Raw genomic sequence first — 16,795 nt, forward strand, 5'->3', positions numbered from 1 at the left:
GTAACGCGGGACCGTACTCCCGGGGTTTCGCGGTTCGCAGCCCTCTTCAGGCCTGCCTGAATCAGTCGTCGATCGGGGCGCCCCGCGGCGGGATCTGCTCCGCCACGGCCGGGTCGATCTCGCGGACCGAGCCGTCGCCGGCGCTCTTCGCGATCGCCAGCATGGCCGCCAGCGCCGAGCGGATCTGCGCCTGCTCGTGCTCCGGGCCCATGTCGCTCAGCTCGATCAGCACGCTGCCGGTGCCGAGCAGGCCGTAACCGTTGCGCGCGATGCCTTCGTAGTCGCCGCCCGGGTACTGCGACACGTTGCCGCCGCCGACATCCATCGCCCGCTGGGCCACGACGGTGAGCTGCTTGGCGAAGTCGACGTCCGCTGGCTTCACGTCCGGGTGCGTCGGCCACAACGCGGACGCGGTGATCTCGCGGCCGTCGTCGCCGCGGTAGCGGCCCTGCATGTGGTAGTCGACCACGATGGACGGCTTGAAGGCGGCGAAGTGCCGCTGGATCAGGCCCGCCTCGGTGGCCGGGTTGTCGGCCGGGGCGACCGCCGGGTCGTGGTAGCGGTTGATGTCGTACCCCTTGCCCTTTTCGCCGTACTCGGGATCGGCGTCGGGGGCGTAGTTGAAGCGCCAGTCGCGCTCGTGCCCGTCGGGGTTCGCGCGGACCACGATGTCCACGGTGACCTGGCTGCGCAGCTTGCGCTGCCAGTTCGCGTTCCCGGTGCCGACCTGGCGCAGGAACTCCAGTGCGGCGGGTGTACCGAGCGGCTCGTCGCCGTGCTGCTGGGTGACGTAGAGGATGCGCAGCGGGCCGGTGCCGACCTTGGCGTGCCAGACCAGGCGGCCCTCGTTGGACCTGCCGATCTTGCCGACCTGGACCCGGCCGTGGCTGAGCCAGTGCAGTTTCTGCAGTTCGAAGGCCAGTTTTGTGGTGCCGGGCCGGGGGTCGAGGTGCCCGGCTCCGACGGCTGGCACGGTTGGTGCGGCGTGGGCGGCTGGTGCGGCGACCGTGGTGAGCACGAGAGCGGCGAGAACGCCGAGGATCCGCTTCATGGCCACCGAGTCTGCCAGCGCGGGTGCGGATCCGACAGGGCCGTGATCGCCATGCGTGCCGACGCGGCGACTGCGGGTTGTGGACTAGGCCACTGCTGTTGTAAGGTGGCCTAGTCCACTGATCAAGAGGCTAGTCCGAAAGGGGGTAGGGGTAGAGCAGCTTCCACACTTCGGCGGGGAAGACGGACTCGTCGAAGCGGAACGCGTTCCCCTCGGCGTCGAAGAGGATCAGGTGCTGTTCCAGTACGGCCGACGGATTCGGCAGTTGCAGCCGTTTCCGCTCACCGGCGGTGGCGAGCCGCGCGGACACCTGGTCGCGGCCATAAGAGGGCTTGCGTCCGGTCTGCGCCGTCACGTAGTCGTCGATCGAGGCCGGTGACTTCGCCGGGTCGAGCAGCTGGGGTGCCTGCGCGGCGAGTTCCTTGGAAAACCACGAGGTGCGCAACTCCGACGGCGTGCCGTTCTCGTCGTTGACCAGCACCTGCCGCCGCACGGCCGGGATGTCGGCGTGCTGCCCGAACGCGTCCGCGACGTGCGAAGGCACCGCGGTTTCCTCAACCAGCAGGACTTCGGGTGCCCCACCGGCGCCGAAGCTGACCTCGACCGTGCGCGCCTGGGCGAACCGCCTGCCGTGCCCGCCGGGCAGATCCGCGCGCACGTAGGTGCCCGAACCGTGGCGGCTCTCGACATACCCCTGGTGCCGCAACAGGCGCAACGCATCGGCGGCCGTCGGCCTCGCGACGTTCCAGTCCTTTTCAAGGCGGCGCTCGGACGGCACGCTGTCCCCAGGCTTCAGCTCGCCAGTGATGATCTGCCGGCGAATGCTGTTCGCGATCTGGTGGTACTTCGGCGTTCCGTCAGTGTTGTCCGGCATGCACGTCCCGGGTCAGCATGTGGTGCACAGGGTTGGGCACACACGTCAGTGGCACAGTGGCCCGGACTTTAGCAGCGAACTTTCCACTTGCGGTGCTTCCGCGCCGAGAGTTCACGCGTTTTCTGACGGTCGCACTACTCCTAACGGATGACCGGACCCCGGAGACGTGAACGCTGAGTGCGGCCTCCGGGGTTTCGCCGTTCAGTCTTCCAGTGGGTACGTGTGCGCGTAGTTGATCGTGCACACCAACGCGTCGCGGCGGGCGGGCTCGTTCGCGGGCGGCACCAGCGGCGTGGTGCTGTGCCGGAATCGGCGATCTTCGAACACGAGCAGGTCGCCGGGGTGCAGGATCTCCTTCTGCACGACCTCGTCCGAGTCGACGTCGAACAGCTCGGTCTCGGCGCCGCTGCCGTGTTTGTCCACCACGTAGACGTAGATGAACTCTTCCTGGTCCTGGTGCGGCCGGGTCACCACGTTGGTGTGGGTGCGGAACAGATTGATGCCGAAGGTCCCCCGCTGCTGCCGCCGGTGTTCGGGCACCAGGGAAACCGCCGCTTCGATCCAGTGGGCGAAATCGGTGTTCTCCAGCAAGGGCACGCGATCGAATTCGCGGCGCTCCGAACTCCAGTCACCACGGCCGTCGATGGCGACGCAGTCGTGTTCGCGCAGACTCAACTGGTCACCGCGCCAGTCATAGCGGACGACGTCGCGGGCGCGTTCCCGGTCGGCGGGGATGTCGCCGGGGTAATTGCGCAGAAAACCACCCTCGAAATACTTCTGATGAATGGTTTCGCGCACGGATCGGGGCAAACCCAGTTCGTGATCACTGGTGATCACGAAACCGTCGGTGACCAGCTTTTTCCGGGCCACGGCAAGGGCTTCCGGGTGCAGCCGGGTAAGGAGTCCAGTTGTCATCGGTTGTCCAAACGGGAGAAGAGCCTCCGGGAACGTCAGGAGTAGTACTGCTCCTGCACCGACCTGATCAGTGCGCGCGTTTCCTCGGGTGGCAGTGAGTGGGCGTAGAGCTCTTCGTAGTAACGCCGGTACCGGCTCACCTGCTCGGTGGTTTCGATGTACCGGAAACCAGCATGGGTTTCGACGTTCACCACGTCGCGGTCCATCGCGTCGTGGAATTCGAAATAGGCGTACATGCAGGTGCTGGTGAACAGCGGCGGGCTGCTGAACGGGAACACGCGGAGTTCGATGTTCGGCGCGGTGGACCGCTCGACGAGGTGGCCGAGCTGCTCGTGCATGATCTCCGCCGAGCCGATCGACTGGCGGATGCTCGACTCGTGGGTGATGGCGATCAGCTTCAGCGGCTGGAGGCCGTCGCGTTCCTCGAGTGCGGCCTGCCTGCGCTGGCGCACTTTGATCAGTTCTTCGATGTCGTGGTCGGTCCACCACGGTTCGGAACTGCGGTAGAACGCCCGTGTGTAGGGGGTGGTCTGCAGCAGGACCGGGAGCACGGGGATGGTGTAGACCCGGGCCACCGAGGCTTCGGTTTCGTAGGCGATGTGCGAGTCGAGGCCGCTCGGGAGGGTTTGCGAGTAGTCGGCCCACCAGCCCTGCTTGCCGGCGTTGCGCGCCCAGCGCATCAGCTTGTCGGCGAGTTCGGTGCCTTCGATGCCGTAGAGCCGGATCAGGTCCCTGACGTCGCGCGACTGCGGGCTGCCCTGCGCGTTCTCCAGCCTCGACAACTTGGAGGTGGAGATCAGCAGTTCCGAGGCGACGTCCTCGAGCGTGCGCCCGGCTTCCTCGCGCAACCTGCGCAGGTGCTCGGCGATGCGCCGCCGCGGGATGACCGGGCCTTGGATCGATGCCATGGGACCTTCTTGGGAGTGCTGCCAGTGACTATCTCGCTGAGGGATGTACCTCGTGGGAATCCCAGAGCGGGAGCGTACACCACGGCGGTCGAGTGCTTCTGAAGCACGCCTAGGCCAGTTGGCTGGGCTAACCGAGTGAACAGGGTGGTCCCAGGTTGCTGCGGATGGGCGCTTCGTTACGGGATCGCCGTTTTGGGAATTGCACGACGGGCATGCAATGCGGGATGCTTGCCGCGTAGCTCCCACCACACGTCACCGATCAACCAGCCTCGGCGGAAGGAGTCGCACTCGGGCCGCAGCAACCGGATGGAGGGGGCACCACCGAGCCCACCGGGCGGAGAGGACCGATCATGTTCGTCGCACTCCGATTAGGGTCCCTGGTTCGTGCCGCGGCGGTCGCCGTGCTGCTCGTCGGCTTCCTCGTGTTGTTGTTGTTCCTGCCGCAGTCCACCGAATCGGCGTCCGGCGTCCCCGCGCCGAGCGGGCCGGTCAACGAGAAGGCGTTGCCGAGCATCGCCTTCTCCCTCAGCGGCGCCGGTGGCCTGAACGTCCGCGACTGCCCCGGGCCTGCCTGCGCGAAGGTCGGGCTGGTGCGCTCCGGCGGCCACTTCACCGTCCACTGCTGGATTTCCGGTGCCACCGTCGAGGGGAACGACCTCTGGCTGCGTGGCACCTTCGACGGCAAGGCCGGATTCGCCTCCGCGCACTTCCTCGACGGTCCGGGATTCACCGCCACCCGTGACCTGCTCCCCGGCTGCACCGCCTCGGCGGAACCGCCGGAAACCCTGGCCGCCGGCTGAGTTCGGCGGGCTCGCGGGCGTCCGCGAGCCCGTCACCAGCGGTGATGTTACGGACGGTCAGCAACCACGGAGGGTCAGCCCGATAGGGTGGATTCGTCTGGTTGAGCCAGCGCTGCGACGTCCGGCCTAGTATCTTGGGTCGACTTTGTGGGAAATGGTCCCACCAGGCCCTGATTTCCGGTAAAAAGACGTCTCCGCGCGTCTTCTACTGTCGAAGGGTCTCCCGCGTGAAACACGAAGTGACGGTGGCCCAGCTGCTGGAGCGCGAGGGCTGGGACTCCCGGCGCCGCCCGAAGTCGCGCTCGCGGCTCCAGCTGTTCTCCGTGATGGCCGCCGTGGTGATCGGCTGCGGCATCGCCGCGCTGCTGGTCCGCGTGGTCCACGCACCCGCCCCGGAACACCGCGCCGAGACCATCGTCGAGGACGTCGGCATCATCCAGCCGCCGGCGCGCACGCCGAGCGGGGTGGCCGGCCCGGAGGCCACGGTCGCTTCCGACGAGCCGAAGCTGGTGCCGGGCGGGGGTGCCTGGTACGAGGAGGAGACCCCCGAGACCGAGCCGGACACCACCGAGCCGACCACGACCACGACCTCGAAGAAGCCCACCACGACCACCACGGCGAACCAGCCGTCGGAGCCCGGTGGGGAGGACCCGCCGACCACCACCACGTCGAAGAAGCCGTCGACGACCACCACGTCGAGGTGCGTGCTCTGGCCGCTGATCTGCTGAGCGTCAGCCGATCAGCGCGCTCAGGTTGGTGATCGAGCGTTGCAGCTCCCCGCGCACCGCCCGGCCGACGGCCAGGCCGAGCGGGCCGAACACCGGCTTCCCGCGCACGTCCGCGTCGATGCTGACCTCCGAACCCGAGGCCACCGGCCGGATGCCCAGCGAAAGCGCGATCCGCACGCCGCCGACCCCGTCGCCGGAGATGGACATCGCGCTCGGCTCGTCGTAGCTGTCCACCCGCCAGGTGATCCGGTTGCGGAACCCCTTCACCGACACCACCGAGGTGAACGTGGTGCCGTGGGTGATCTCCGGCGGGATCGGGCTGCGCCAGGCTTCGTGCAGCACCAGCCATTCGTCGAACCTGGTCAGGTCGGCCGCCACCGACCAGGTCTGTTCCGGCGTCGAAGCGATTCGAGCCGACACGCTCACCTTGGCCACCGGCGCAGGTTACCCGCCGCGGGGAATTATGTTGAGCGTCTGTCGACCGATGGAGGAGAGTTGTGATGCGGACCCGTTCACTCGGCACCACCGGCCCCGAGGTTCCCGTGCTGGGACTGGGCTGCATGGGCATGTCGGACCTCTACGGCCCGGCCGTCGCCGACGACGGGATCGCCACCATCCACGCCGCCCTGGACGCGGGCCTCACGCTGCTCGACACCGGTGACTTCTACGGCGCCGGCCACAACGAGCTGCTCATCGAGCGGGCGTTGCGCGGGCGTCGCGAGAAGGCCGTGATCAGCGTGAAGTTCGGCGCGCTGCGCGGGCCGTCCGGCGACTGGCTCGGCTTCGACGGCCGTCCCGAAGCGGTGAAGAACGCGCTCGCGTACTCGCTCGGCCGCCTCGGCGTCGACTACATCGACATCTACCGGCCCGCGCGGCTCGACCCGGCGGTGCCGATCGAGGAGACCGTCGGCGCGATCGGCGAGATGATCGAAGCCGGGTACGTCAAGCACATCGGCCTGTCCGAGGTGGGTGCCGAGACGATCCGGCGAGCGGCCGCGGTGCACCCGATCGCCGACCTCCAGATCGAGTACTCCCTGCTCTCCCGTGACATCGAGCGCGAGATCCTGCCGGCCTGCGCGGAACTGGGCATCGGGCTCACCGCGTACGGCGTGCTTTCGCGCGGCCTGCTGTCCGGGCACTGGACGCCGGACCGCGACTTGCCCGCCGACGACTTCCGTGCGATCAGCCCGCGCTTCCAGGGCGAGAACCTGCGCCGGAACCTCGAACTCACCGACGCGCTGCGCCGGGTCGCCGAGGCCAAGAGCGCCACGCCCGCCGCCGTGGCCATCGCGTGGGTGCTGACCCGAGGCGAGCGCGTGGTGCCGCTGGTCGGCGCGCGCAAGCCGGAGCGGCTGGCCGAAGCGCTGGCCGCGGTGGACCTCGAACTGTCCGAGGGGGACCTCGCCGAGATCGAGGCCGCGGTACCCGCCGGTGCCGCCGCCGGTCCGCGTTACCCGGAACCGCTCATGGAGCACCTGGACTCAGAGCACTGAGCTGACGGTCGTGCGGGCGCCGGAGCAGCAGCTGCGACGCGACGGCCCCGCACACGCACAGGAACATGTCCCACTGGGTGTCCCAGATGTCGCCCTGGGTGGCGAGGAAGTCCTCGGCGTTGGCGCCGAGGACCACCGCCGACCCCCATTCGACGAACTCGAAGCAGGCGGCGAAGGCGAGGCAAACGCTCGCGGTGAGCAGGAAGGTCCAGCCACCGCGACGCAACGGGGTCAGCCGCAGCAGCAGTTCGCGCACCAGGATCGCCGGCACGAAGCCCTGGACGACGTGCGCGAAGCGGTCGTAGTGGTTGCGCGAGGTGCCCCAGTTGTCCTGGACCCAGTTGCCGAGCGGGGTCTCGGCGTAGGTGTAGTGGCCGCCGTAGCAGAGCACGAGCGCGTGGAAGACCAGCAGCCAGCAGAGCAGCCGGGTCGGCGGGAACCGCTTGCGGAACACCAGCAGCAGCACCAGGCCGATGAAGATCCAGATGACTTCGAGCAGCCAGGTCAGCGCGCTCTTGGCGCCGATGCCCGACCAGAGCAGCCCGGCCGCGATCACGGCCAGCAGGAAGATCGCCTCACCGCGCCGGATCACTGCGTGGCCAGGACCATGAACAGCCGGGTGTTGATCCGTTCCATCAGCTCGTGCGGCACCGTGCCGATGGGGTCGCCGAGCAGCGACTTCGGCAGGTGGTCGAGCCGGGTGTAGGCCACGCGCGAGCCGTCGGCCAGCGCGACGTCCATCGGTTCCGGCACCGAGGTCACCTCCATGGTGATCACGTACGGCACGTCCGGCAGGTCGTTGAACATGTTGCCCGAGTAGACGAGCACCCGGCGGCCCGAGTCACCGGCGACCCGCCGGATCTCACCCCTACGCGGCGGAGGAGTCACGGCCGCCCTTCACCGCGCGCCGGTGGCGGTAGTCGGTGAGCTGGCGCTCGGCGGTCTCGGGGTGGTTCGCCCACCAGTCGTTGGTGTCCTGGCACAGCTGCCGGAAGTTCTCGCGCTCGATCGCGGCGGTGATCCACGAGTGCACCGAGACACCCGCCGCGTCCGCACGGGCCTTGATCTGCGCGTGCGTGTCGTCGGAGAGGTTGAGGCCGAGGCGCTTGGACATCGCGCCATGCTACGGCGCCGGTTCGTGGCGTCGGTGGACGGCGTGCCGCCCGGGCGTGCCGGGGCGAAAACCGCTGGACGGCCGGTCGACAATCGGCCTTGTGACCGAGAACCAGCTGCTCGACTGGACGGTGGCCCGCTTCGCGCCCACCGATCCCGAAGCGGTGCGCGTGCTGTTCCGCTACTACGACGAGATCGCCGCCCGGTACCACGGGCGGCCGATGGTCCCCGGGGAGGTGGAGCAGATCATGACCGAGTTCCCCAGCGACGACCTGACCCCGCCGACCGGGTTGTTCCTGGTCGCGCGGCTGGACGGCGAACCGGCCGGGTGTGTCGGCGTGCGGGTGTTCTCGCCCGAGGTCGCCGAGCTGACCAGGATGTTCGTCGACGCGGGCCACCGCGGCCGCGGTGGCGCCGGGGTGCTGCTGCGCGAGGCCGAGACAGTGGCGCGCGAGTTCGGTGCGAAGTCGCTGTGGCTCAACACCCGCGACGACCTGGTGGAGGCGCGGGCGTTGTACGCCAAGCACGGCTACCAGCCGATTCCGCCCTACGGCGATGACCCGTACGCCGAGCACTGGTTCGGCAAGGAGCTTTGACTCACCCGGTGGTGTGAACCACGGCCGGGGCCCGGTTAGATGGTGGGATTGCTGGGGCTGCCGGGACTGCTGGGGGATCGCGGGATGATGGGGCGGACGCACGCGCTCACGGGCTGGTGCGCGGGGCTGGCACTGGCGCCGGCGGTCGACGCGGGCACGGTGCACCAGGCGGTCGCGTTCGCCGCCACCACCGCGGGGTTCGCGTTGCTCCCCGACCTGGACCATCCGGGCGCACGGGCGTCGAAGCTGCTCGGGCCGATCACCGGCGCGCTCTCGTGGCTGCTGCGGCGGACGTCAGCCGGGCTCTACAAGGTGACCAAGGGACCCAAGGACGAGCGGCGGACCGGCACGCACCGGCACCTGTCGCACACCGTGTTGTTCGCCGCCGCGCTCGGCCTGCTCACCGCTTGGGGCACCGAAGCCGGTGGCCCGTGGGCGGTGGCGGGCGTGGTGGTCTTCGGCCTGCTGCTGGCCGAGGACGCGCTGGGCGACTGGGTGCTGCCGGTGGCCGGGGTGGCGATCGTCTGGTGGGTGCTCAGCGCCGGACCGGCGGCGTTCGCCGAGCTGGACCAGATCGCGGGCTGGCTGGGCATCGCCGTGGCGGCGGGCTGTTTCACGCACTGCCTCGGCGATTCGCTGACCGAATCCGGCTGCCCGTTCCTGTTCCCGCTGCTGATCAAGGGTGAGACCTGGTACGAGATCCGGCCGCCGCGCAAGCTGCGGTTCCGCACCGGCAAGAACGTGGAGAACCGGCTGATCTTCCCGGTGTTCCTGGTGCTGGCCGTGTTGCTGGTGCCGGGCGTGTGGGAGTTCCTCGCCTACAACTTCACCCGGCTGACGAGCCCGGCCGAGGTGCAGGCGGGAACGTGATCGGCGCCGACCAGCGGAACGCCGGGCTGTCGGCGAGCTCGGGGAAGGCCACGGCCATGCCGCGTTCCGGCGACATCGACCACAGGGTGAACTCCGGCGACAACGCGTGTGCCGCCCACTCATCCGTCCACTGTGGAACATATCGGGCGTAGAGGCGGCGCAGCCTGCCCTCGTCGGTCTCCTCGATCCGCGCCGGTCCGGTGGCGCGCAACTGCCGCACGTCGTGCGGTGGGTCGAAGGTCGAGACCAGCACCGCGACCTCGCGGCCCGCGCGGGCCGCGGCCAGGAACGGGCTCGGCTGGTCGTTCGGCGAGTTGAACCAGAACCGGCCGTCTTCGGCGAGGAACCACATCGTGGCCAGTGCCGGACCGCCACCGCGCCCGGTGGTGGCGACGCTCGCCGGGCGCAGGCGTTCGGCGAGGAAGGCCGGCACGTCGAATCCGGGTGCGTCCATGACGTCCATCATGGTCCGCCGGGTACATCCGCATCTGCCCCGGCGGCCCGGCGTGCTGGAAAGCTGGCCGGAGTGATCCTCGCCCTGGCACCGGTGGAGTTGTGCCCCCTATCCTGGCGGCCACTTGGGCGATCATGGGTGATGAAGCTGAACGACCAGCAGCGTTCGAGCCGGCTGATCCGGCTGGCGACGGTCGGCGTCGTGCTCTACGGCGCTGTCGCGCCGGTGCTGACCATCTACCGCGTCGCCACGCTGCCGATCGACACCGTGCGCGTGCTGCCCGCGCTCATCTTCACCGTCTGCTACCTGCCGCCGCACATCCGCAACGTGCTCTTCGCCGCGCGCGGGGAGCGGCCACCGCGGTCGCTGTGGACGCTCGGGGTGATGGCGGCGCTGATCATCGGCGCGATCCCGGTGGCGGGCATCGACTGGCTCGGCGCGCTCTACGCGCTGGCGGCCTCGGTCCTGCTGGTCATCCCGCCGCCGCTGTCCTTCTTCACCTTCGCCGGGGTGGCCGCCGCGCTGGTGCCGCTGGCCACGGGTTCCGGGCACCTGGAGTGGGCTGTCTCGCTGGTGCTCGACGCGCTGTTCTTCGCCCTGTCGCTGGCCCTGCTGACCTGGGTGATCGCCACCGCGCGGCAGTTGCACGAGGCGCGGCTCGAACTGGCCGAGCAGGCGGCCGTGCGGGAGCGGATCCGGATCGACCGGGACGTGCGCCGCACGGTCGGGGTCGAGCTGGAGGCCATCATCGAGCAGGGCGGGCGGGCCGCCGCGCTGACCGGTGACCCGGATGCCGCCGACGCGGAGCTGCGGGCGCTCGCCCTGCGGTCCCGTGCCACGCTCACCGCGGTGCGCCGCCGGGTCGCGCGCGGGCTGAGCGCGCGCGGCGGCGATCGGTGAACCCGTTCTGGACCACCCGGCGCACCCGGTTGTTCCTGGTGGTGGTGAACCTGCCGATCGCGGTGGCGCCGCCGGTGTTCACCCTGGTCGGCACGCCGCAGACACCGCCGACGCCGTACCCGGCGCTGATCCCGGTCGCGCTCGGGTTGCTGCTGGCCGGGCTGCAACTGCGGCACAGCATGGCCGCGGCACGCGGGGAGCGGCCCGATGCCTGGCAGTGGACGCTGGGTGCGATGGCGGTGCTGGCGTACCTGCCGCTGGTGTGGTTCGGCCGCCCGTGGCTGGACGCGCAGGTGCTGCTGGCGGCGTCGGCGCTGATGGTGGTGCCGCGGCGGTGCGCGCTGCCGGTGGCCGCGGTGCCGCTGGTGGTCACGGCGGTCTCGTCGGCGTGGCAGTCCGATTCGCTGGACGACGTGGTGCAGTTCGTCTTCGTGGTGCTGTCCGGGATACTGCTGTCGATCATCGCGGTGGCGCTCTACGGCGCGGCGCGGCTGGTGCGGCTGGTCGAGGAACTGCAGGTCGCGCGCATGGAACTGGGTGAGCTGGCGGCCGAGCGGGAGCGGCTGCGGCTCTCCCGCGACCTGCACGACCTGCTGGGGCAGAGCCTGTTCGCGGTGTCGCTCAAGGGGGACCTGGCGATCCGGCTGCTGCGGCACGAGCCGGGTAAGGCGAAGGCGGAGATCGAGAGCCTGGTGGTGGTCGCGCAGGAAGCGCTGCGGGGTGTGCGCGAGGTGACGCGCGATGAGCACGTCGCTTCGCTGCCGAAGGAGACCGAGGGCGCGGTGGCGTTGCTGGAGGCGGCGGGCATCGGCGTGCGGGTCGACCTGGACCTGCCCGCGCCGCACGAACTGCCGGACCGGGTGCACGCCACGCTCGCCTGGGCGCTGCGCGAGGGCGTGACGAACGTCCTGCGGCACAGCCAGGCCGCCTGCTGTGAGATAACCGGCGGGACGCGGGACGGGAAGTACGCGCTGGAGATCGTCAACGACGGGGCCGGCGGCGAGATCGGGGAGGGCAGCGGCCTGGCCGGGCTGTCCGACCGGGTGGTCGCGCTGTCCGGCTCGGCGGTGGTCGAGCACACCGGCGACGGCCGGTTCCGGTTGTCAGTAGAAATTCCGCAGGAGGCAACGTGATCCGGGTTCTGATCGCCGAGGACATGCACATGATCCGGGGGGCGCTGACCGCACTGCTGTCCATGGAGGACGGGGTGGAGGTGGTGGCGGAGCTGGATCGCGGGGACCAGATCCTGCCCGCCGCGCTGCGGACGCGCCCGGACGTGGCGGTGCTGGACATCGGCCTGCCGGGCCTGGACGGGCTCAGCGCGGCGGAGGCACTGCACGAGCAGTTGCCGGACTGCCGGACCCTGGTGCTGACCGGGATGAACCAGCCGGGTCACCTGCTGCGCGCGCTTTCCGCGCACGTGCGCGGTTTCATCGTGAAGAACGCCCCCGCCGAAACCCTCGCCGACGGCGTCCGCCGGGTGGCCGCGGGGGAGCGGGTGATCGACCCGGAACTGCTGGCCATGGCACTGGAAACCGGCCTGAGCCCGCTGACCCCCCGGGAGACCGACGTCCTGCGCGCCGCCGACAGCGGCATCGCCACCGGTGAGATCGCCCGCCGCCTGTCGCTGTCCCCGGCGACCGTGCGGAACTACCTGTCGAACGCCATCGGCAAGGTCGGGGCGCGCAACCGGATCGACGCCATCCGGATCGCCAGGGACGCGGGCTGGCTCTAGCGAGTTCGAGAAACCCAACCCCACTGTCACTGACACCCGAGCATAGCGATCCCCGCGGTTGTCCCCAGGAGTTGTCCACAGGGGGGTGTAGTTGTGGACAACCCGGGGTCGAAAAGCGGGGGACGTCGGGCCGGCGGGATAGGGTGGCCGGGCAGTGCGGGGGATGGGGAGAATGCTTCCGCGCAGTCAGCAGCACTAGGTAGAGGCGGTACAGGGTTTTGGCTACTTCCAGCGGCACGGTCAGCATCGAGCGCAAGATCGCCGAGGAGCTCGGCGTGGCGGAGCGGCAGGTTTCCGCCGCGGTGGGGCTGCTCGACGGCGGCTCGACGGTGCCGTTCATCGCGCGGTACCGCAAAGAGGTCACCGGCATGCTGGACGACACCCAGCTCCGCACCCTCGAGGACCGGCTCCGCTACCTCCGCGAGCTGGAGGACCGGCGCACCGCGGTACTCGATTCGATCCGGTCGCAGGGCAAGCTCGACGAGGCGCTCGAGACGCAGATCCTCGCCGCCGACTCGAAGGCCCGCCTGGAGGACATCTACCTCCCCTACAAGCCCAAGCGCCGCACGAAGGCGCAGGTCGCGCGCGAGGCGGGGCTCGAGCCGCTCGCGGACGGGCTGCTCAACGAGCCCGGCACCGACCCGCAGGCCGCCGCGGCCGCGTTCGTGGACGCCGAGAAGGGCGTCGCCGACGTGCAGGCCGCGCTGGACGGGGCACGCGCGATCCTCGTCGAGCGCTTCGCCGAGGACGCCGACCTGCTCGGCGAGCTGCGCGAGAAGATGTGGACCGGTGGGCGCCTGAAGTCGAAGGTCCGGTCGGGCAAGGAAGAGGAAGGCGCCAAGTTCGCCGACTACTTCGACTTCTCCGAGCCGTACACCAAGCTCCCCTCGCACCGGATCCTCGCCATGTTCCGCGGGGAAAAGGAAGAGATCCTCGACCTCACCATGGAGCCGGACGAGACCCCGGAGGGCGAGGTCATCACCGGTCCCAGCGAGTTCGAGACGCGCATCGCGCAGCGCTTCGGCGTCGCCGACAAGGGCCGCGCGGCCGACACCTGGCTCCTCGGCTGCGTCCGCTGGGCCTGGCGCACCAAGATCCTGCTGCACCTCGGCATCGACCTGCGCATGCGGCTGCGCCAGTCCGCCGAGGACGACGCCGTCGCCGTGTTCGCCGCCAACCTGCGCGACCTGCTGCTCGCCGCCCCGGCCGGCAGCCGCGCCACGATGGGGCTGGACCCCGGGTTCCGCACCGGCGTCAAGGTGGCCGTGGTCGACGCGACCGGCAAGGTCGTCGCCCACGACACCATCTACCCGCACCAGCCTGCCAACCGCTGGGACGAGGCGCTGGCCAAGCTCGCCAAGCTGGCGCACGCGCACAAGGTCGAGCTGATCGCGATCGGCAACGGCACCGCCTCCCGCGAGACCGACAAGCTGGCCGACGACCTGATCAAGAAGTTCACCGAGCTCAAGCTGACCAAGGTGATGGTCTCCGAGGCGGGCGCCTCGGTGTACTCCGCGTCGGCCTTCGCGTCACAGGAGTTGCCCTCGCTGGACGTGTCCATCCGCGGCGCGGTCTCCATCGCGCGCCGCCTGCAGGACCCGCTGGCCGAGCTGGTCAAGATCGATCCGAAGTCCATCGGGGTCGGCCAGTACCAGCACGACCTGTCCGAGGTCTCGCTGTCCCGGTCGCTGGACGCGGTGGTCGAGGACTGCGTGAACGGCGTCGGCGTGGACGTCAACACCGCGTCCGCGCCGCTGCTCACCCGGGTGTCGGGCATCGGCTCCAGCCTCGCGGAGAGCATCGTCGCCCACCGCGACCAGAACGGCCCGTTCCGCTCGCGCACCGCGCTGAAGGAGGTCGCGCGCCTCGGCCCCAAGGCCTTCGAGCAGTGCGCCGGCTTCCTCCGGATCCCCGGTGGGGACGACCCGCTCGACACCTCCGCGGTGCACCCCGAGGCTTACCCGGTGGTCCGCCGCATCCTGTCGGCCACCGGCACGGAACTGCCGTCGCTGATCGGCAACTCGCCGGTGCTCAAGAAGCTCGACCCGCGCGAGTTCGTCGACGACACGTTCGGCCTGCCGACCGTCACCGACATCCTGGCCGAGCTGGACAAGCCCGGCCGCGACCCGCGCCCGGCGTTCAAGACCGCCACCTTCGCCGAGGGCGTGGACAAGCTGTCCGACCTCAAGCCCGGCATGACGCTGGAGGGCGTGGTCACCAACGTCGCGGCGTTCGGTGCCTTCATCGACGTCGGCGTGCACCAGGACGGGCTCGCGCACGTCTCGGCGCTCTCGAAGAACTTCGTCAAGGACCCGCGTGAGGTGGTCAAGCCGGGTGACATCGTGCGGGTGAAGGTGCTCGACGTGGATGTGCCGCGCAAGCGCATCTCGCTGACCCTGCGCCTCGACGACGAGGTCACGCCGGGCGGCCGTCCCGATCGGGGTTCGAACGAGCGCCGCCAGCCGCAGCAGCCGCGCCGCCAGCAACAGGGCGGTGGCCAGCGGCGGGGCGGCAACGACCGTGGCGGCAACAACAGCAACAGCAACAGCGGCGGGGGTGGCGCACTGGCCGACGCCCTCAAGCGCGCCGGCTACCGCTGAGCCGGTCGTGAGTGCGCAAGGCCGCCGGAACGGCCCTGCGCACTCACGACCCTCAAGCCGGGAGCTTCAGCGAGACGATCTCGGCGCTCAGATCGCCACCCGGGGTGCGGTAGGTGATCGTGTCGCCGGACTGGTGGCCGACCAGCGCACGGCCCAGCGGGCTGTCGCTGGTCAGCGCGGACGCGTCCGGCGCGGTCGCCTCGTCGGCGAACTCGACCACCTGCATGGTTTCCTCGTCGCCGTCGGCGAAGCGCAGGGTCACCTCGGTGCCGCCGGGCAGCAGCCCTTCCTTCGCCGCCGCGGTCTGGCTCTGGCCGTGGGTCAGCAGGTCGGTCACTTCGCGGATGCGCCGGTCGATGAACGCCGTGGTCTCGGCGCGCTCGATCAGGTCAGCCTGGTCGGCGCTATCCCCGATCGGGTCCTCGTCCCGGAAGTTGGGCGCGTTCACCGCACGCTGTTCACGCAGGCGCGCGAGTTCCCCCTCCAGGCGTTCCCTGGCGGCGGGGCTCAGTTGTGTACCGCCCTGTTCGCTTCCGGTACTGGGCATGCGGGCCTCCGTCATTCACTGGTCTGTCGGGAACCAGTCTCCCTGTCCGGAGCCGTGCTCACCACCGTAAAACTGATCAACCCAAGCAGTCGCGCACGGCCGCGAGCACCGGTCCGTCCAAAGAGGTCAGTTCGGCCAGCGCCTCCCGCCGGGCGAGCAAACCGGCCAGGACCAGGTCCGCGAAGCAGGCGCCCACCTGTTCGGCGCTGTCCGGACCACCCGGATCGAACCAGGTCCAGGCCCAGTGCGCGGAGCCGAACATCAGCAGGCTCCGGAGACGGAAATCACCTTCGCGGAAATCACCCGAACGCTGACCCGCGGTCAACACGGACCGCACCAGCGCGAGGTACTCGTTGCGCAGCCGCACGCCTTCGGCCATCGACTCGTGTTCGGCCAGCCGGGCGATCTCGCGCTGGAAGGCGACCGTCGCCGCCCGGTCGTGCACCTGGTAGAGCATGAACGCGAACAGCAGCCCGGCCAGTTGCTCCGGCGGGCTCGGCAGGCGGTCGACGATCAGCCGGGCCTCGGCCAGCCGCCGCTGCATGTACGACTCGTGCAGCGCGGCCAGCAACCGGTCCTTCGTGCCGTAGTGGTGCACGATGGTGCCCTTGGAAATGCCCAGCTCACCGGCGATGTCGCCGAAGTTCGTGCCGTCGTAGCCGTGTTCGGCGACGCTGCGGGTGAAGGCGGCCAGGATGGCCGGTGACTTGCCTGCGATCGGCCATCCTGGGGAAGTCATCCGCTCATTGTGCTCACTTCGCCGCGGCCCGCTTGATGGCCTCCCTGATCCGGAAGTAGGTGCCGCAGCGGCAGACGTTCTCGATGGCGTCGATCTCGGCGTCGGTGGGGTTCGGGTTCTTCTTCAGCAGCGCGACGGTGGCCATGATCTGGCCGGGCTGGCAGTACCCGCACTGCGCCACGTCCAGTTCCAGCCACGCCTCCTGCACCGGGTGCAGCTTGTCCCCGTCGGCCAGCCCTTCGATGGTGGTGACCTCGCGACCGGCCGCTTCGGCGACCGGCACCACGCACGGGTTGATCGCCTCGCCGTCGAGGTGGCTGGTGCACGCCTTGCAGACGTCGATGCCGCAGCCGTACTTCGGCCCCTTGACGCCGAGCTTGTCCCGCAGCGCCCAGAGCAGCGGCAGATCGGCGGGCGCGTCGACGGTGACGGTCTTCCCGTTCACGGAAAAGGTGTAGGTGGGCACGGGTGC

General features: G+C 69.9%; 21 protein-coding genes. 9 read left to right on the forward strand and 12 right to left on the reverse strand.

Annotated features, from left to right (window positions below; translation table 11 throughout):
• Positions 1-61: 61 nt before the first annotated feature.
• The 4 genes from L3Q67_RS12540 to L3Q67_RS12555 form a co-directional block, all read right to left on the reverse strand.
• Entirely contained in the window at positions 62-1,051 is a 990-nt protein-coding gene (locus tag L3Q67_RS12540; RefSeq protein WP_499189670.1) for a M14 family zinc carboxypeptidase, read from the reverse strand.
• Between the two features lie 130 nt (positions 1,052-1,181).
• Positions 1,182-1,925 (reverse strand): GntR family transcriptional regulator, encoded by a 744-nt coding sequence (locus tag L3Q67_RS12545; RefSeq protein ID WP_499189671.1) that lies wholly within the window; start codon positions 1,923-1,925, stop codon positions 1,182-1,184.
• A 201-nt stretch (positions 1,926-2,126) separates the two neighbouring features.
• Complete coding sequence (locus tag L3Q67_RS12550; protein WP_499189672.1) at positions 2,127-2,840, reverse strand: 2OG-Fe dioxygenase family protein; 714 nt, start codon at positions 2,838-2,840, stop codon at positions 2,127-2,129.
• Between the two features lie 35 nt (positions 2,841-2,875).
• On the reverse strand, positions 2,876-3,748 hold the full coding sequence (locus L3Q67_RS12555) for a helix-turn-helix domain-containing protein (RefSeq protein ID WP_499189673.1): 873 nt from the start codon (positions 3,746-3,748) through the stop codon (positions 2,876-2,878).
• A 350-nt stretch (positions 3,749-4,098) separates the two neighbouring features.
• On the opposite strand from L3Q67_RS12555, the gene L3Q67_RS12560 reads away from it, so the two are divergent.
• Both L3Q67_RS12560 and L3Q67_RS12565 read left to right on the forward strand, forming a co-directional pair.
• Positions 4,099-4,548 carry an SH3 domain-containing protein gene (locus tag L3Q67_RS12560; RefSeq protein WP_499189674.1) on the forward strand — a complete coding sequence of 150 codons (450 nt, stop codon included), beginning with the start codon at positions 4,099-4,101 and terminating at the stop codon, positions 4,546-4,548.
• A gap of 227 nt (positions 4,549-4,775) precedes the next feature.
• Complete coding sequence (locus L3Q67_RS12565) at positions 4,776-5,276, forward strand: hypothetical protein (protein ID WP_499189675.1); 501 nt, start codon at positions 4,776-4,778, stop codon at positions 5,274-5,276.
• Between the two features lie 3 nt (positions 5,277-5,279).
• On the opposite strand, the gene L3Q67_RS12570 is transcribed toward L3Q67_RS12565, so the two are convergent.
• Entirely contained in the window at positions 5,280-5,711 is a 432-nt protein-coding gene (locus tag L3Q67_RS12570; protein ID WP_423581021.1) for a type II toxin-antitoxin system Rv0910 family toxin, read from the reverse strand.
• Positions 5,712-5,776: 65 nt separating this feature from the next.
• Between L3Q67_RS12570 and L3Q67_RS12575 the strand changes: the two genes are divergently transcribed.
• On the forward strand, positions 5,777-6,769 hold the full coding sequence (locus L3Q67_RS12575) for an aldo-keto reductase family protein (protein WP_499189676.1): 993 nt from the start codon (positions 5,777-5,779) through the stop codon (positions 6,767-6,769).
• Here the strand turns inward: L3Q67_RS12575 and L3Q67_RS12580 are convergent.
• The 3 genes from L3Q67_RS12580 to L3Q67_RS12590 are packed head-to-tail and all read right to left on the reverse strand — an operon-like array spanning position 6,741 to position 7,883.
• Positions 6,741-7,361: a DUF2238 domain-containing protein gene (locus L3Q67_RS12580; protein WP_499189677.1), complete on the reverse strand. Its 621-nt coding sequence runs from the start codon at positions 7,359-7,361 to the stop codon at positions 6,741-6,743. The genes L3Q67_RS12575 and L3Q67_RS12580 overlap by 29 nt on opposite strands.
• Complete coding sequence (locus tag L3Q67_RS12585; RefSeq protein ID WP_308158651.1) at positions 7,358-7,657, reverse strand: type II toxin-antitoxin system PemK/MazF family toxin; 300 nt, start codon at positions 7,655-7,657, stop codon at positions 7,358-7,360. Before L3Q67_RS12585 ends, L3Q67_RS12580 begins: the two co-directional genes overlap by 4 nt.
• A complete protein-coding gene (locus L3Q67_RS12590; RefSeq protein WP_499189678.1) occupies positions 7,638-7,883 on the reverse strand; it encodes a ribbon-helix-helix protein, CopG family in 246 nt (81 codons plus the stop codon). Before L3Q67_RS12590 ends, L3Q67_RS12585 begins: the two co-directional genes overlap by 20 nt.
• Positions 7,884-7,983: 100 nt before the next feature.
• Here L3Q67_RS12590 and L3Q67_RS12595 point away from each other — a divergent pair, with 100 nt between their 5' ends.
• Both L3Q67_RS12595 and L3Q67_RS12600 read left to right on the forward strand, forming a co-directional pair.
• The gene (locus L3Q67_RS12595; RefSeq protein ID WP_499189679.1) at positions 7,984-8,478 is read left to right on the forward strand and encodes a GNAT family N-acetyltransferase; all 495 of its coding nucleotides are present in this window, start codon (positions 7,984-7,986) and stop codon (positions 8,476-8,478) included.
• 84 nt (positions 8,479-8,562) lie between these two features.
• On the forward strand, positions 8,563-9,348 hold the full coding sequence (locus L3Q67_RS12600) for a metal-dependent hydrolase (RefSeq protein ID WP_499191512.1): 786 nt from the start codon (positions 8,563-8,565) through the stop codon (positions 9,346-9,348).
• Here L3Q67_RS12600 and L3Q67_RS12605 read toward each other — a convergent pair.
• Positions 9,305-9,802: a pyridoxamine 5'-phosphate oxidase family protein gene (locus tag L3Q67_RS12605; protein ID WP_499189680.1), complete on the reverse strand. Its 498-nt coding sequence runs from the start codon at positions 9,800-9,802 to the stop codon at positions 9,305-9,307. The two genes, L3Q67_RS12600 and L3Q67_RS12605, sit on opposite strands and share 44 nt — an antisense overlap.
• A 141-nt stretch (positions 9,803-9,943) precedes the next feature.
• Between L3Q67_RS12605 and L3Q67_RS12610 the strand changes: the two genes are divergently transcribed.
• From L3Q67_RS12610 to L3Q67_RS12625, 4 genes are all read left to right on the forward strand, one after another.
• Positions 9,944-10,702, forward strand: a complete 759-nt coding sequence (locus L3Q67_RS12610) for a hypothetical protein (RefSeq protein ID WP_499189681.1) — start codon at positions 9,944-9,946, stop codon at positions 10,700-10,702.
• Positions 10,699-11,835, forward strand: coding sequence for a sensor histidine kinase (locus L3Q67_RS12615; RefSeq protein ID WP_499189682.1), 1,137 nt, complete (start codon positions 10,699-10,701; stop codon positions 11,833-11,835). The genes L3Q67_RS12610 and L3Q67_RS12615 overlap by 4 nt, the downstream gene beginning before the upstream one ends.
• Positions 11,832-12,437, forward strand: a complete 606-nt coding sequence (locus L3Q67_RS12620; protein ID WP_209663127.1) for a response regulator transcription factor — start codon at positions 11,832-11,834, stop codon at positions 12,435-12,437. Before L3Q67_RS12615 ends, L3Q67_RS12620 begins: the two co-directional genes overlap by 4 nt.
• A gap of 218 nt (positions 12,438-12,655) precedes the next feature.
• The gene (locus L3Q67_RS12625) at positions 12,656-15,037 is read left to right on the forward strand and encodes a Tex family protein (RefSeq protein ID WP_499189683.1); all 2,382 of its coding nucleotides are present in this window, start codon (positions 12,656-12,658) and stop codon (positions 15,035-15,037) included.
• Between the two features lie 52 nt (positions 15,038-15,089).
• On the opposite strand, the gene L3Q67_RS12630 is transcribed toward L3Q67_RS12625, so the two are convergent.
• From L3Q67_RS12630 to L3Q67_RS12640, 3 genes are all read right to left on the reverse strand, one after another.
• Positions 15,090-15,584, reverse strand: a complete 495-nt coding sequence (locus L3Q67_RS12630) for a GreA/GreB family elongation factor (protein WP_499189684.1) — start codon at positions 15,582-15,584, stop codon at positions 15,090-15,092.
• Between the two features lie 76 nt (positions 15,585-15,660).
• On the reverse strand, positions 15,661-16,323 hold the full coding sequence (locus tag L3Q67_RS12635; protein WP_499189685.1) for a TetR/AcrR family transcriptional regulator: 663 nt from the start codon (positions 16,321-16,323) through the stop codon (positions 15,661-15,663).
• A gap of 13 nt (positions 16,324-16,336) precedes the next feature.
• The gene (locus tag L3Q67_RS12640) at positions 16,337-16,789 is read right to left on the reverse strand and encodes a (2Fe-2S)-binding protein (RefSeq protein WP_499189686.1); all 453 of its coding nucleotides are present in this window, start codon (positions 16,787-16,789) and stop codon (positions 16,337-16,339) included.
• Between the last annotated feature and the right edge of the window lie 6 nt (positions 16,790-16,795).

Origin of the sequence: Saccharothrix sp. AJ9571 (genome assembly GCF_021725495.1) — a bacterium.
Classification (GTDB): domain Bacteria; phylum Actinomycetota; class Actinomycetes; order Mycobacteriales; family Pseudonocardiaceae; genus Amycolatopsis; species Amycolatopsis magusensis.

Bases quoted from the DNA above. Each gene is read 5' to 3' on its own strand.
- L3Q67_RS12540 (WP_499189670.1), bottom strand. From the start codon at position 1,051: ATGAAGCGGATCCTCGGCGTTCTCGCCGCTCTCGTGCTCACCACGGTC.
- L3Q67_RS12545 (WP_499189671.1), bottom strand. From the start codon at position 1,925: ATGCCGGACAACACTGACGGAACGCCGAAGTACCACCAGATCGCGAAC.
- L3Q67_RS12550 (WP_499189672.1), bottom strand. From the start codon at position 2,840: ATGACAACTGGACTCCTTACCCGGCTGCACCCGGAAGCCCTTGCCGTG.
- L3Q67_RS12555 (WP_499189673.1), bottom strand. From the start codon at position 3,748: ATGGCATCGATCCAAGGCCCGGTCATCCCGCGGCGGCGCATCGCCGAG.
- L3Q67_RS12560 (WP_499189674.1), top strand. From the start codon at position 4,099: ATGTTCGTCGCACTCCGATTAGGGTCCCTGGTTCGTGCCGCGGCGGTC.
- L3Q67_RS12575 (WP_499189676.1), top strand. From the start codon at position 5,777: ATGCGGACCCGTTCACTCGGCACCACCGGCCCCGAGGTTCCCGTGCTG.
- L3Q67_RS12590 (WP_499189678.1), bottom strand. From the start codon at position 7,883: ATGTCCAAGCGCCTCGGCCTCAACCTCTCCGACGACACGCACGCGCAG.
- L3Q67_RS12600 (WP_499191512.1), top strand. From the start codon at position 8,563: ATGATGGGGCGGACGCACGCGCTCACGGGCTGGTGCGCGGGGCTGGCA.
- L3Q67_RS12605 (WP_499189680.1), bottom strand. From the start codon at position 9,802: ATGGACGCACCCGGATTCGACGTGCCGGCCTTCCTCGCCGAACGCCTG.
- L3Q67_RS12610 (WP_499189681.1), top strand. From the start codon at position 9,944: ATGAAGCTGAACGACCAGCAGCGTTCGAGCCGGCTGATCCGGCTGGCG.
- L3Q67_RS12630 (WP_499189684.1), bottom strand. From the start codon at position 15,584: ATGCCCAGTACCGGAAGCGAACAGGGCGGTACACAACTGAGCCCCGCC.
- L3Q67_RS12635 (WP_499189685.1), bottom strand. From the start codon at position 16,323: ATGACTTCCCCAGGATGGCCGATCGCAGGCAAGTCACCGGCCATCCTG.